The following is a 14,168-nucleotide window of genomic DNA, read 5'->3' as shown; positions in this document are numbered from 1 at the left end:
ACAAGACGGCGGCGCGGTAGGCGCAATGCCGCAGGGGTACCCGGACCGAGCCGCGCGAGTCAACCGCCCGACAGAGCCGACACACCACCCGGCGGCGGTCACCGGACTGTGGCGCGGGCGGCGGCACCGGCCCGCGTGGCACAGGGCGCCCGGCCCCGTACGGACGAAACGGGCCCCATCGGGGCCCGCGCACGGCGGACGCGGCCGGTTCGGGCCGCGTCTCACCGACGGGACGGCACACCGGCACCGGCACTGGCCCCGTGTTCACTCGCCGTCCCCGCGAACGGGGCCCCGGCCCGGGGCCCTTCGCGGGAAGCGGGAAGCGGGAGGCGTTCAGCCCCGCTGCTTGCTCGGCTTCTTCTTCTCGCCCAGGATGACCAGGCCCGCGATGACCGCGAACAGCACGATCGGGGTCACCACGAACAGGCCGAGGGTCTCGATGACGCTCAGGCCGGTGCCCGGGTCGTCGCCGTCCTCCCGGTGCAGCGCGTGCGCCGCCGGGGACGTCATGAGCAGCATCAGCAGCGTGCCGGCCGTGAGGGCTCCCGCTCGCAGGCCGCGCCTGCTCAGTCGCTTCTGCTCACGGGCGTTCTTGTTCGCGTTGACCACGCCCCCACAGTAACGAACCCCTCCGGAGGCTTCTCCCACGCCCCCGCCGTTTCGTCACCGATCGGTGCGTTCAGTGCGGGCTGCTCCCCGTCGGCTCGCTGGTCAGCGGCAGTTCGGCGGCGGCCAGCGGCTGCTCGGAGGTGAGCGGCGCGATGTCGGCCGGGGCCGGCTCGCTGGTCAGCGGCGGGTCCAGGGCGCGCGCGGCGGCGTCGGGGTCGGTGAGCTGGGACAGGTCGAACTCGCCGGTCTCGTCCCAGGGCACGGCGGGCAGTTCGTCCTGCGACAGCGCGGGGGCGCCGATCAGGGCCGGCGGATGGACGGTGGGAGCGGGTTTGCTGGGTGCGGCCACGGGCCTCACTCCGTTCACGGGCGGTAACGCGGACGTCGATGCCCTCGTTGCCCTACCCAGTGAACGCCACCCCATCCGTCCCCGCGACCGGAATCACGGGAAAGCGATCGATATCACCCGTGATCGGCGAAAAGATTTACGGCCCGTCGTTCACTCAGGCGGACGACCGCCCCTCCACCCTGGCCAGCGCGTCGTCCGCGCCGTACGGCTGGAGATACGGCAGCCACCGCGGATCGCGGTGGCCGGTGCCGATGATGCGCCAGGCGAGCCCCGACGGTGGCCCCGGCTTGTGCCGCAGCCGCCAGCCCAGCTCGGCGACCTGCCGGTCGGCCTTGATGTGGTTGCAGCTGCGGCAGGCGGCGACCACGTTCTCCCAGGCGTGCGCGCCGCCCCGGCTGCGCGGGATCACATGGTCGACGCTGGTGGCCACGGCCCCGCAGTACGCGCACCGGCCGCCGTCACGGGCGAACAGCGCCCGCCGGGTCAGCGGCACCGAGCCGCGGTACGGCACCCGGACGAACCGTTTGAGCCGCACCACACTGGGGGCGGGGATGGCATGGGTGGCGCTGCGCATCAGGGCGTCCGAGTCCTCAAGAGACACGGCCTTGTCGTTCAGCAGCAGGATGAGCGCGCGGCGGATGGGAACGACGCCCAGGGGTTCGTACGAGGCGTTGAGGACCAGAACGTGCGGCACGGATGCCCTCCAGTTCCGTCGGCGGCGCGTGGCTCGCGCCGGGACGATCTCCCACAGTGTGTCCCGGGCGCGGCCGAAAGCGCCACCACGAACAGGCAATGTACCGATGGTGTCTTTCGCCACACCTGCCCCGTATCGCTCAGATTTCCCGGTCATCCCGGGTGCCGTCCGGCGATTACGGTGGACGGGTGATACGGGAGCACTGGGATGCCTGGCTGGGTACCGGGGTGAAGATCGCGCTGATCGTGGTGATCGCCTTCGCGGTGCGCGCGGTCGTACGCCGGTCCATCACCCGGCTGCTCAAGCGCCTGCACCGCGACGACAAGCGCCGGGGCGCCAGGGAGAACCGGGCGCACCCCGAGCGGCGCGTCCAGCGGGCCGCCGCCATCGGTTCGGTGCTGCGCAGCGCCGCCTCCGTTCTCGTGCTGGGCACGGCCGCGCTCATGATCCTCGCCCAGCTGGACATAGAGCTGGGCCCCCTCATCGCCAGCGCCGGCTTCCTCGGTGTGGCGATCGGCTTCGGCGCCCGCAATCTCGTCACCGATGTGCTCAGCGGCATGTTCATGCTGCTGGAGGACCAGTACGGCGTCGGCGACCGGATCGATGCCGGCGAGGCCACCGGCACCGTGGTCGAGATGGGGCTGCGGGTCACCACGCTGCGCGCCGACAGCGGCGAGCTGTGGTACGTGCGCAACGGCGAGATCAAGCGGGTCGCCAATCTCAGCCAGGGCTGGGCCACCGCCCAGCTGGACATCGAGGTGCGGGCGGACGCCGACTACGAGCGGGTCCGCAAGCTGATCACCGCCGCCGGCGAGGACCCGGGGCTGCGCGACCAGCTGTGGGAGCCGCTGGAGGTGCTGGGCCTGGAGTCGGTGTCGCTGGACTCCATGGTGGTGAGGGTGCGGGCGAAGACCGCCCCCGGCCGGGCCGTCGCCGTCGAGCGCGAGCTGCGCCGCCGCGTCAAGGAGGCGCTTGACGGGGCCGGAATCGCGCAGGTGGACGCGGCCGGGGTGGTGCTGGAAAAGCTCCGAGCTGCGCCGAGCGGGACGCTCCGTAACACTGAGGGGTGAGGAGCGAAGCGACCTGGGAGGCGATCTCACGATGCGCGCACTGACGTACACGGATTACGGCGACCCTTCGGTGCTGCGGGTGACCGAACAGCCGGAGCCGCACGCGGGGCCGGGCCAGGTCCGGATCGCGGTCCGCGCCGCGGCCGTGAACCCGATCGACTGGAAGATCCGGCGCGGGCTCTTCGACGAGACCTCGCCGCTCGCCTTCCCGGCGATCCCGGGCTCGGACGCCTCCGGGGTGGTCGACGAGGTCGGCTCGGGGGTGGGCGGGGTGTCGGTCGGCGACGAGGTCTTCGGCTCGGGGCAGAGCGCGTCCGCGCAGTACGCGGTGCTTGACCACTTCACCGTGAAGCCGGCCGAGCTGACCTGGGAGCAGGCGTCCGGGCTGCCGGTGATCTCGGAGACCGCGCGCCGGGCGCTGCGGCTGCTGGGCGTGTCGGCCGGGCAGACGCTGCTGATCGAGGGCGCGGCCGGCGGGGTGGGCAGCGCGGCGGCGCAGTTCGCGGTGGCCGACGGCATCACGGTGGTCGGCACCGCGAGCGACCGCAACCAGGACTATCTGCGCTCGCTGGGGGTGCTGGCCACCACGTACGGGGCGGGCCTGAAGGAGCGGGTGGCGGCGCTGGCGCCACAGGGCGTGGACGCGGTGTTCGACACGGCGGGCTCCGGGTCGCTGCCGGAGTTGATCGAGATCGCCGGCGATCCGGGCCGGGTGGTGAGCATCGCGGACTTCTCGGCGCCGCAGTACGGGGCGCGGGTCACTTCCGCGATGTCGGACGAACCGGCGTACGACGCGCTGCCACAGGCCGCCGACCTCGCGCGGGAGGGACGGTTCACGGTGGCGATCGATTCGGAGTACCCGCTGGAATCGGGCGCGAAGGCGCACGAGCGCAGCGAGGGCGGCCATGTGCGCGGAAAGATCGTGCTGACGCTGTAGACAGACGGACGGAGGGCGGACGGGGGCGGACCGGGGCGGACGGACGCGGCCGGCCGTGGGCGGGGTGGCCGGCGTCTGGTGGCCGGGCGGGCCCCGGCTCCACAATGGCCCGCATGACAGGAACCGACGTTCAGATCCGCCGCTACCGGCCGGGGGACGCCGCCGACGCAGCCGCCCTGCGGCGGATCTGTGTGCGCACCGGGTACAACGGCGGGGATGCCCGGGGGCACTACCGCGATCCGGGCGTCCTGCCCGCGCTCTTCGCCACCCCGTACGCCGAACTGGCCCCGGAGCTGGTCTTCGTCGCGGACGAGGGCGAGGGGGACGGGCCGATCGGCTACATCGTCGGCGCGGCCGACACCGAGGCGTACTACCGCGCCTTCCGGGCCGACTGGCTGCCCCGGGTGCGCGACCGCTTCCCGGTGCTGGACGGCGGTACGCGGGACCTGGACGTCGAACTGCGCGGACTGCTGCACGCGCCGGAGCGGATGATCAGCCCGGAGGTGGTCCGCGACCACCCCGCCCATCTGCACATCGACCTGCTGCCGCGCGGGCAGCGGCGCGGGCTCGGCACCCGGCTGATGACGGCGTTCTGCGACGCGCTGCGCGAGCGCGGCGTCCCCGGGGTGCACCTGGGCATGAACCCGGAGAACACCGCCGCCCACGCCTTCTACACCCGGCTGGGCTTCGGCACGCTGCGCGAGCCGACGAAGGACGCGCAGGTGCTGTACCTGGGGCTGCGGCTTTGACGGGCAGCGAGGCCGGCGCGGCCCCCTCCAGCTCGGTCAGGCGCTCGGTCAGGCGCTCGGTCAGGCGGGGTGGCGTTCCCAGGTCAGCAGGGTGACCGCGCGGCCCCGGATCTCGCGGTGCAGCGGCTCGTCGGGGGCCGGGGCGAAGCCGGCGGCGCGGGCGACGGCGTTGGAGGCGGCGTTCTCCGGCTCGATCCGCAGGATCACCCGGGTGGGGCGCAGCTCACGCAGCGCGTACTCGGCCAGCACCCGCACGGCACGGGCGGCCAGGCCCCGGCCGCGGTGGGCGGGGCCCACGGTGTAGCCGAGTTCGGCCTCGCGTTCGGCGTCGGCGTTGGGGAAGAGCACCACCTCGCCGAGCGGGGTGGCGCCGTCGAGGGTGATGGCCAGTTGCACGCGGCGGCCCGCCGAGCGGGAGTCGAACGCCTTGGCGAGGTAGTCGTGGGCCGCGTCGAGGTCGAACGGAGAACGCAGCGGGGTCCAGCGGGCGATCGCCGGATCGTCGAACAGCGCCACCATGGCGGCCCCGTCGGCCACCGTCCACTCGCGCAGCCGCACGCCGTGGCCGGCCAGCAGCAGCGGGGCCAGGGGCAGCACATATACGGGTTCGTCGCCGCTCATGCTGGTGATCTTGCCCGGTGATCACTGATCTTGGAAGCGGTCGATCGCATCACGGAACATGGCGTGGCGGCCGGCCGGGGAGAACGGCGCGTGCCGTACGCTCCCGGCCGACCGCCGTGCCGCGGTGTGTCAGACCCGGTCGCGGACCCAGATACCCGCTTCCTTCAGGGCGCCGGTGCCGGTCCACTGGCCGGCGGCGCAGGCGCCGGTCCGGAAGACGGCGCCGGTGCGCCAGTCGTCGGAGAAGTTCCAGTTGGTCCAGCTGATGCCCTTGGCGGCCATCAGATCGAGGTAGCGCTGGGAGTTGGCGAAGTCGTTGGGGCCCTCGCCCGAGTAGTCCTGGGTGCCCCACTCGGTGACGAAGATCGGCAGCCGGTCCGAGGCCCGGTCCAGGGCGTTCAGATAGGCGTCGCGGTGCGAGGCGGCGTAGAAGTGGAACGTGTAAGCGATATTGGTGGCGTTGACCGGGTTGTTGATGATCTCGCGCTCGTCGGAGCCCTCGGAGACGCCGAGGGAGGACCAGCCGCGGGTGCCGACCAGGACGACGGCGTCGGGGTCACCGGCGCGTACCACCGGGATGAGCTCCTCGGCGTAGCTCTTGATGCTCTGCCAGCTGACGCCGTTGGGCTCGTTGGCGATCTCGTAGAGGATATTGTCCTGGTGGCCGTGGCGGGCGGTGATGTCGGTGAAGAACTGCTTGGCCCGGGCGGTGTTGACGTTGGGGTCGCCGGGGCTGAGCATGTGCCAGTCGACAATGACGTACAGGCCGCGCGCGGTGGCCTGGTTGATGACGCGGCTGGCGAGGTTGGTGAAGTACGCCGGATTGGTCTCGTAGCCGCCCTCCTGCACATAGGTGGACACCCGCAGCACGCTCGCGCCCCAGTCGTAGGCGAGGGCGTCCAGCGAACCATCGGTCAGGCAGTGTTCGAACCATTGGGTGCCGTGGCTGCTCATGCCGCGCAGCTGTACGGGGGTGCCGTTCTCGCCGCACAGCCTGAGGCCGCAGATCTCCAGGGCGCCGTACTGCTGGTACGGGGTGACGGCCTCGGTGGTGGGGGGCGGCGCGGCCTCGGCGTCGGACTCGGGGCCGGTGGCGGTGGCGGTGCCGCCGCCGAGCCAGAGCGCGGCAGCCGCGCCGGTGGCGGTGAGCAGCGCGGCGATCGAGGCCAGCGCGCGGATGGGGCGGGGGCGGCGGGTGTGACGGGGTAAGGAGCGACTCATCGGATCTCTCGCATTCGTGGTGGGGGGACGGACAAAAGATCGATGCGACGGTAGGTGCAACCTGACGGGCGGTCAATGCGTGTCAGACAGTGAAGGGGACGCAAGGACGCGAAGGGAAGAGTTGAGGAGGGGAGGCAAAGCGGGGCCAGCCCCGCGAAGCGCCGCGGGCAACATCGCGATCGCGACAAGATCCCCGCAAAGACTGTCTGGATCCCGGCCCAGCGGCCATACTGCTGGCCGTGGCCACACACGAGGGGGGAGGGCCCGACCGTGACGCAGCCACCGCACACCCCGGCACCGCCCGGCCTGCCCCCGGACACTCCGCCGGCCTCGGTACCGTCACCGCCCACGCCTCCGCCGCTGCCCGTGGTGCCGCCGGTGCTGCCCGCGCCGCCGGCCCCGGAGCCGTCACCCCGGGCGTCCCGGGCGTCCCGGCAGCCGAGGCTGTCGGACTGGGCGAAGGGCGCGCGCTCGCTGCGCGCCGCGGCACGTACCGAGCCCGGCCGGCTGCGGATCATCGGAGCCGCGGTGGTCGCGGCGCTGCTGCTGTTCGGGGCGGCCACGGCCTGGCAGATCGCCGACCGTTCGGAGGCGGCCGACACCCTCATCAACAGCAGCCAGCCGCTCAGCGCGGAGGCGGCCGACATCTACCGCTCACTGGCCGACGCCAACACCACGGCGGCCGTGGCCTTTCTGACCGGCACCGGCTCCGATCCGCAGGTGCGCGAGCGCTACGAGGAGCGGATCGCCACCGCCGCCGCGCTCCTCACCCGGGCCGCCGCCCACACCGGCAACTCCGCGCGCGCCCAGCAGCTGATCGCGTTGCTCAACGCCGAACTGCCGGTGTACACGGGCCTGGTGGAGACCGCGCGGGCCAATGACCGGCAGGGCTTGCCGCTGGGCGGCGCCTATCTGCGCTACGCCGACGGCCGGATGCAGGAGGTACTGCTGCCGGCCGCCGAATCGCTGTACGCGCTGGAGACCGAGCGCTTCCAGGGCGACGCCCGGCGGGCCGGGGAGTGGCCGTGGTTCTCACTGGCCGCCGCCGCGCTGGCGCTCGCCGTGCTGGCCTGGGTCCAGCGGCGGCACTGGCTGCGCACCCACCGGGTGTTCAACCAGGGGCTGCTGGCGGCCACCGGGGCGGCACTGGTGCTGCTGCTGTGGCTGGTGGGCGCCCACACCGTCGCCCGTACGGCGCTGGACGACGCCGACCGGGGCGGGGCGCAGTCGCTGAGCGCGCTCAACGACGCCTGGATCGCGGCGCTCCAGGCCCGGGGTGCGGAGAGCATGACGCTGGTGGCGCGTGGTTCCGGCACCGGGTTCGAGGAGAGCTACCAGGAACGGATGACCGAGCTGGCCGGGCCGCCCGCCGATGGAGCGGAGGGCGAGGCGGACGACGGTACGGACGACGGTACGGACGGCGGTACGGACGGCGGTACGGACGGCGGTACGGACGGCGGTACGGACGGCGGAGCGGATCCGCGGGGCAGGGTCGGCGCGGCCTGGCGGCTCGCCGACGACGAGGACGGACGGGCCCCGATCGAGGCGGCCCACACGGCGATCGGCGAGTGGCGGAGCCTGCACGAGGAAGCCCGGCAGCAGGAGAACGCCGGGGCCTACCAGGAGGCGGTGGAGCTGGTCATCGGCGACACCTCCACCGGGGAGTCCTTCGACCGGGTCGACGAGGCGCTGGCGGCGGCCGTCGCGCACGAGCAGGGCCAGTTCACCCGCGCCGCCGAGCGGGCCGCCACCGCGCGCACCGGGCTGCCCGCCGGGGCACCGGCCCTGGCGGTGCTGGCCGCCGCAGGCACCGTGCTGGGCATCAACCGCAGGCTGGCGGAGTACGGGTGAGGACGAGGGCAGAAGGTGCGGCGATGGGAGCGATGGCAGCGATGACACGGCGGGGCGGGCGCCCGCTGCTCGCGGCGGTGTGCGGCCTGGCGCTGGCCGGCTGGATGCTGGCCGGCTCCCTGCCCGCCGCGGACGACGACGCGGCCCCACCGCCCCCGGTGGCGGGCGGACAGGTCATCCAGGTGGATGACGGCGACGACGGCACCGGCACCGACACCGACGGGATCGGCTCGCTCGCCGCCCGCGAGACCTGCGCGAGCGGCCTCGACCCGGCGGCGAACAGCTGGTCCCCGTCCCGCGACCAGGGCGAGGCGGTGCGCCGGATCATCGACCGCGGCCGACTGATCGTGGGCGTCGACCAGAACAGCTACCTGTGGGGCTACCGGGCCCCCGACGACCCGCAGACGGTCATCGGCTTCGACATCGATCTGGCCCGCGCGGTGGCCGCCGACCTCCTCGGCGACCCCGAGCTGGTCACCCTGCGCCCCATCCCCACCGACCAGCGGATCCCGCTCCTGGAGAACCGGGAGGTGGACATGGTGATCCGCAGCATGTCCATCACCTGCGCGCGCTGGGACTCGGTGGCGTTCTCCGCCCCCTACTTCGACACCGGCCAGCAGTTGCTGGCGCCCCGCTGGTCCACCATCACCGGATTCGACTCCTCGCTCGCCGGTATGCGGGTGTGCAGCGGCAACGACACCACCGCCCGGGCCCTGTTGGAGAGCGAGCCGCACGGCGCCGAACTGGTCGAGGCAGGCGGCCATCTGGACTGCCTGGTACGGATCCAGCTCGGCGAGGCAGACGCCCTGATGACCGACGGCGCACTGGCCGCCGCCCACGCCGCCCAGGACCCCACCATGCGGCTGGTCGGCGATCCCATCAAGGAAGAGTCCTACGGCATCGCGATGAATCTGGCGGACGAGGACCTCGTCCGCCGGGTCAACGCCATACTGGAGGACTACCGGGCCGGCGGCGACAGCAGCGACTGGCGGCTCTCGTACCGGGCCTGGCTCGCCGACTACTTCCCGCCGGACCAGTCCCCCGAGCCGGCGGCACCCCGGTACCGGGACTGAGCGGTGAACCGCATCCGTACGGGGGAAGGATCAACGAGCGCACATGCAGCGAAGGCAGAGCCACAGGCGAGGACAGAGGGGAGAGCGATGGCCCCGGACTCCGGTCAACGGGTGCTGAGCCGGGAGGAAGTGGACCGCGCCCTGACGCGGCTCGCCGCCGAGCACGAGGCGATCGAATCCTCCCTGCTGACGCTCCAGGACCACGCGGGCCGCCGGCTGCTCGAAGGCGCGCAGCTCACCGGGCTCACCCTCGAACGCTGGCGGCACGCCGAGGCCACCGTCACCGACCTGTGGTCCTGGTTCGAGACCTGCACCGAAACCCTCACCACCGCCCGCGAGCTGCGCGGCCGGCGACGCTTCCCCGGCCGCGAGGAGCTGACCCGGCTCAGCCTGCTGCTGGAAGGCCGCAACCTGGTGATCTCCGGCGGCGAACTCCTCGCCGAACACACCAGCTGGCAGCAGCTGGTGGCCCGGATGAACCGCGGCTACGCCGAAGTCCTCGACGTGGTCGCCGCCGCCGACTCCGTATGGTCCGCACTGCCCGCCCGGATAGATCTGCTGGCCGCCGAGCTGCGCCGGGTCAGCGAGCTGGCCCACTCCGCCGGAGTGCGCCCCGGCACCCACCCGGCCGGCGACGACCTGGAGCGGGTCACCGGCGAACTGACCGCGCTGCGCGCCGAGGTGATCGCCGACCCGCTGGCGTTCTGGCTGCCGGCCGGCGGCTCCAGTGCCCCCGGCGGTGGCCGCCCCGACACCACCCGCTATGACACGGCCGCCCGCACCCTCGACGACATCCGGCGCGAGGTGGACGCCGTGTTCGGGGTCCGCAAGGACGCCGAGTCCCGGCTGGTGGGCCTGCGCGACGTGCTCTCCCGCGCCGACCGCACCCTCGCCGAGGCCCGCGCCGCGCGCGTCGAGGTGCTGTCCAAGATCGCCGCCAGCGAGGTGCCCGCCGTCAGCGGCCCGCCCGTCGTCCTCCAGCAGCAGCTCGCCACCGCGGGCGACTACCGGCGGCGCGCCCAGTGGCACCGGCTCTCCCCGCTCCTGGACGCCCTGGAAGTACGCGCCGAGGAGGAGCTGGAGCGGGCCCGCTCCTCGCTGTCCGCCGTCACCGCCCCGCTCGCGATACGCGCCGAACTGCGCGGCCGGCTCGATGCCTACCGTGCGAAGGCCGTCCGGCTCGGCAAGAACGACGACCCGCTGCTGGCCGAACGTTACGACGCCGCCCGCCGGCTGCTGTGGACCGCGCCCTGCGATCTGCGCGCGGCGGAAGGCGCCGTGCAGCGCTACCAGGAGGCGGCGGCGGAACTGCTCACCGGGCGGAGCGAGCCGTGACCGACACCCCACCCCTGCCCGTGCCCTGCCAGCGGCCCGGCTGCGCGGGCCAGTACGAGGACGTCGGCGACGGCCAGCTGTACTGCGACCTGTGCGGTCTCGCCCCGGTGGTCTCGGCGCGCGGCGACATCGGCGGGGTCGGCACCGGGCTGACCCACACGCCGCAGCCCGGCTCCGTACCCTCCCAGCGCTCGGCGCCCGTATCCGCGCCCGGGTCCGCCCCCGCGTCCGCGTCCGCGTCCGCGCACTCGCTGCCCAGCTCACGGCTGTCGCACCGCTCGGTGTCCGGGGCGCTGTCCCGCTCCATGTCGGGCCCGATGTCGGGCCGTTCGGTCTCGGTGCGCAGCTCCCGCTCGACCGCCACCCGGCACCGCTCCCGGCTGGGCGCCGGCCTGGTGACCGTCCCCGCCGTGCCCCGCCCCGACCCGCTGGACCAGGTGCTGGCCGACCCCGAGGTGCCCGAGCGCAAGCGGTTCTGCGGCAACAGCGACTGCGGCGAACGGGTCGGCCGTACCCGGGGCGACCGCCCCGGCCGCAGCGAGGGGTACTGCACCCGCTGCGGCCACCCGTACTCCTTCGTGCCCAAGCTGCATCCCGGCGACCTGGTGCACGACCAGTACGAGATCGCCGGCTGCCTGGCGCACGGCGGCCTCGGCTGGATCTATCTGGCCAAGGACACCAAGGTCAGCCACCGCTGGGTGGTGCTCAAGGGCCTGCTGGACACCGGCGACCAGGACGCCATGGAGGTGGCGATCTCCGAACGGCGTTTCCTCGCCGAGATCGAGCACTCCACCATCGTGCGGATCTACAACTTCGTGGAGCATCTGGACCGCCGTACCGGCAGCCTGGACGGCTACATAGTGATGGAGTACGTGGGCGGCCGGTCGCTGAAGGAGATCGCCAACGCCCGCCGCACCCAGGGCGGGCGCCGCGATCCGCTGCCGGTGGAGCAGGCGTGCGCGTACGGCATCGAAGCGCTCGACGCGCTGGGGCATCTGCACAGCCGCCAGCTGCTGTACTGCGACTTCAAGGTGGACAACGCGATCCAGCAGAACGACCAGCTGAAGCTGATCGACATGGGCGCGGTGCGCCGGATGGACGACACCGAGAGCGCGACCTATGGCACGGTCGGCTACCAGGCCCCGGAGGTCGCCGAGGTGGGCGCCTCCGTCGCCTCCGACCTGTACACGGTGGCGCGGACGCTGGCGGTGCTGACGTTCGACTTCCAGGGCTACACCACGGTCTTCACGGACAGCCTGCCCGAGCCGGAGCATGTGGAGGTCTTCCAGCGGTACGAGTCGTTCTACCGCCTGCTGGTCCGGGCCACCGACCCGGACCCGGAACGGCGGTTCGCGTCCGCGCAGGAGATGTCCGAGCAGCTGACGGGCGTGCTGCGCGAGGTGGTGGCCCTCCAGTCGGGCCAGCCGCAGCCGGCGCTGTCGCAGTTGTTCGGCCCGGAAGTGCGGGTCCCGGACACGGAGCTGATGCCGCCGGTGGGCCGCGAGGTATCAGCGCTGGGCGCGCGGAAGAAGCCGAAGGGGAAGCCCGGCGGACGACGGGAAACCCCGTCACCGGCCAAGGCGCCGACAGCGGCACCGACAACGCCCCTGACCACCCCCCTGAACATCGAGTCCACGGCGTTGTCCCTCCCCGTACCGAAGGTCGATCCCGCCGACCCCAACGCGGGCTTCCTCTCCGGCCTGATGACCAGCGCCCCCACCGATCTGCTGACCGCGCTCAACGCCGCCCCGGTGGACTCGGTCGAGCGGCGGCTGCGCGAGCTGCGCGCCCTGCTCGAACTCCCGGACGGCCGAGGCCGGGACAGCGCCCGCTGGCTGCTGTCCGCGCTGGCGGACGAGTGCGGCGAGGACTGGCGGGTGGTGTGGTACCAGGGCGTCGCCGCACTGGCGACCGGCGATCTGAGCACGGCGGCGCTGTCGTTCGACGCGGTGTACGACGCGTTCCCCGGCGAGGTCGCGCCGAAGCTGGCGCTGGCGGTGTGCGCGGAGACCCTGGGCCAGCTGGACAACGCGGCCGACTACTACGAGCTGGTGTGGCGCACCGATCCCAGCCATGTCAGCGCGGGTTTCGGCCTCGCCCGGGTACGGCTGGCGACGGGCGACCGGGAGCGGGCGGTGACCGCGCTGGAGTCCGTGCCGGACACCTCGGCCCACCACATCGCCGCCCGGGTGGCGGCGGTACGGGCCCGGCTGCGACAGCGCTCACCGGCCGAATCCCTGCTGCCGGACCTGCTGGCGGCGGGACGCCAGGTGGAGGCACTGCTCGCCGGGGGCCTGGAACCATCCCTGGGTGAACAGCTGTCCTGTGAAGTGCTGGGGTCTGCGCTGGACTGGCTCCTATCCGGCCATTCCGGACAAGAGGGGCGGATCCTGGGTGCGCCGCTGGAGGAGACGGGCATCAGACTTGGTCTGGAACGCTCCTACCGGCGACTCGCACAATGGGCGCCGGACAGTAGTGAACGGATCGAACTGGTGGAGGCGGCCAACCGCTTCCGCCCTAGGACATGGGTGTGACGATGCCGCAGCTCGACCAACTCTCCGCCTGCCCCGGCTGCGGGGAGCCGCTGGAAGCCGACGACGAGTTCTGCGGCAACTGCGGCAAACACCTGCGCACCCCTCCGCCCATGACCGCCCGCGCTCCCAAGAGGAACACCCCGCCGCCCTCCCCCGCCGGGTCCGGCTCCCCCCGGACCAGCACCGCCGGACCACTACCGCCGGGCGGCGGCGCGACCGGCCCGAACGCGACCGATGGCAGCCGCCCGGCGGCAGCGCCGCGGGGTGGCCGGACGGCACCCGGCAACCCGGCAACACCGCGGGCGGCCCAGCCTTCTGCCGACCCGGCGGCGCCGAACGCGCACACCGATTCGGCTCGGCAGGCGCCCGTCGGCGGCGCGCCACCGGCGCCGCGGGCCAGTGGTGCGCCCGCGCCCGGAGCTGCCTCCCCGACCCGCTCGCCCGACACCCCGGCACCGATCACCCCCGGCAGCCCCCGGACGGCAGGAGCCAACGCACCGACGCCACCGCCGACCGCCAACGGCGGCGCGGCAGCACCGAAGACGACCGGAGCCACCACTTCCCCAGCACCGCAGGGCGGCCACGCCGCACCCGGTGCCACAGCGGCGCAGCCGCCGCAAGGCACCGGCGGCGCGACGGCGCCGCAGGCGGCCGGGGGCTACCCACCGCAGACGACCGGGACGACGCCTTCGGCGGCGGCACGGGGCGGCCACGCCGCACCTGACTCAGCCGTCGGCAACCCGCCGCAGGCGCCCGTGCAGAGCCCCCAGCCCACACCCACTGCCGCCACAACCAACCCCGCCACACCCACCCAACCGCCCCAGGGCCACGGCGGCGCGACGGCGCCGAAGGCGGCCGGCGGCTACCCACCGCCGACGACCGGGACGACGCCTTCGGCGGCGGCACGGGGCGGCCACGCCGCACCTGACTCAGCCGTCGGCAACCCAGCCACACCGCCGCAAAACCATGCCAGCGCGGCGCCGAAGGCGGCCGGGGGCTACCCGCCGCAGGCGCCCGCGCAGAGCCCCCAGCCCACACCCACTGCCGCCACAACCAACCCCGCCACACCCACCCAACCGCCCCAGGGCCAGGGACCGACCGGCACCGGCGGCGCGACAGCGCCGA

12 protein-coding genes are annotated in these 14,168 nt (G+C 73.5%); 7 read left to right on the top strand and 5 right to left on the bottom strand.

What is annotated here, in order from left to right; translation table 11 throughout:
• Positions 1-333 precede the first annotated feature (333 nt).
• The 3 genes from AC5WRL_RS15115 to AC5WRL_RS15105 all read right to left on the bottom strand — a co-directional run bounded on the left by AC5WRL_RS15115 (position 334) and on the right by AC5WRL_RS15105 (position 1,652).
• On the bottom strand, positions 334-519 hold the full coding sequence (locus tag AC5WRL_RS15115; RefSeq protein ID WP_496089162.1) for a hypothetical protein: 186 nt from the start codon (positions 517-519) through the stop codon (positions 334-336).
• Between the two features lie 160 nt (positions 520-679).
• Positions 680-958: a hypothetical protein gene (locus tag AC5WRL_RS15110; RefSeq protein ID WP_496089020.1), complete on the bottom strand. Its 279-nt coding sequence runs from the start codon at positions 956-958 to the stop codon at positions 680-682.
• Positions 959-1,112: 154 nt separating this feature from the next.
• Positions 1,113-1,652, bottom strand: a complete 540-nt coding sequence (locus AC5WRL_RS15105; RefSeq protein WP_496089019.1) for an HNH endonuclease — start codon at positions 1,650-1,652, stop codon at positions 1,113-1,115.
• Positions 1,653-1,840: 188 nt separating this feature from the next.
• Between AC5WRL_RS15105 and AC5WRL_RS15100 the strand changes: the two genes are divergently transcribed.
• From AC5WRL_RS15100 to AC5WRL_RS15090, 3 genes are all read left to right on the top strand, one after another.
• Complete coding sequence (locus AC5WRL_RS15100) at positions 1,841-2,722, top strand: mechanosensitive ion channel family protein (protein WP_496089018.1); 882 nt, start codon at positions 1,841-1,843, stop codon at positions 2,720-2,722.
• A 31-nt stretch (positions 2,723-2,753) separates the two neighbouring features.
• The gene (locus AC5WRL_RS15095; protein ID WP_496089017.1) at positions 2,754-3,659 is read left to right on the top strand and encodes an NADP-dependent oxidoreductase; all 906 of its coding nucleotides are present in this window, start codon (positions 2,754-2,756) and stop codon (positions 3,657-3,659) included.
• A gap of 113 nt (positions 3,660-3,772) precedes the next feature.
• On the top strand, positions 3,773-4,408 hold the full coding sequence (locus AC5WRL_RS15090; RefSeq protein WP_496089016.1) for a GNAT family N-acetyltransferase: 636 nt from the start codon (positions 3,773-3,775) through the stop codon (positions 4,406-4,408).
• A gap of 60 nt (positions 4,409-4,468) precedes the next feature.
• Here the strand turns inward: AC5WRL_RS15090 and AC5WRL_RS15085 are convergent, their stop codons facing one another.
• Together AC5WRL_RS15085 and AC5WRL_RS15080 are read right to left on the bottom strand one after the other, a co-directional pair.
• Positions 4,469-5,029, bottom strand: coding sequence for a GNAT family N-acetyltransferase (locus AC5WRL_RS15085; RefSeq protein ID WP_496089015.1), 561 nt, complete (start codon positions 5,027-5,029; stop codon positions 4,469-4,471).
• Between the two features lie 129 nt (positions 5,030-5,158).
• A complete protein-coding gene (locus tag AC5WRL_RS15080) occupies positions 5,159-6,250 on the bottom strand; it encodes a glycoside hydrolase family 5 protein (protein ID WP_496089014.1) in 1,092 nt (363 codons plus the stop codon).
• Positions 6,251-6,520: 270 nt separating this feature from the next.
• Between AC5WRL_RS15080 and AC5WRL_RS15075 the strand changes: the two genes are divergently transcribed.
• The 4 genes from AC5WRL_RS15075 (at position 6,521) to AC5WRL_RS15060 (ending at position 13,043) form a co-directional block, all read left to right on the top strand.
• Positions 6,521-8,101, top strand: coding sequence for a GlnX family signal transduction membrane protein (locus tag AC5WRL_RS15075; RefSeq protein WP_496089013.1), 1,581 nt, complete (start codon positions 6,521-6,523; stop codon positions 8,099-8,101).
• A 32-nt stretch (positions 8,102-8,133) separates the two neighbouring features.
• Entirely contained in the window at positions 8,134-9,174 is a 1,041-nt protein-coding gene (locus tag AC5WRL_RS15070) for a glutamate ABC transporter substrate-binding protein (RefSeq protein WP_496089012.1), read from the top strand.
• A gap of 87 nt (positions 9,175-9,261) precedes the next feature.
• Complete coding sequence (locus AC5WRL_RS15065; RefSeq protein ID WP_496089011.1) at positions 9,262-10,509, top strand: hypothetical protein; 1,248 nt, start codon at positions 9,262-9,264, stop codon at positions 10,507-10,509.
• Positions 10,506-13,043, top strand: coding sequence for a serine/threonine-protein kinase (locus AC5WRL_RS15060; protein ID WP_496089010.1), 2,538 nt, complete (start codon positions 10,506-10,508; stop codon positions 13,041-13,043). The genes AC5WRL_RS15065 and AC5WRL_RS15060 overlap by 4 nt, the downstream gene beginning before the upstream one ends.
• Positions 13,044-14,168 lie beyond the last annotated feature (1,125 nt).

Source organism: Streptomyces sp. NTD107 (assembly GCF_059510435.1).
Note: the sequence above shows the minus strand (reverse complement) of the source record. Positions and strands in the feature narration are given on the sequence as shown.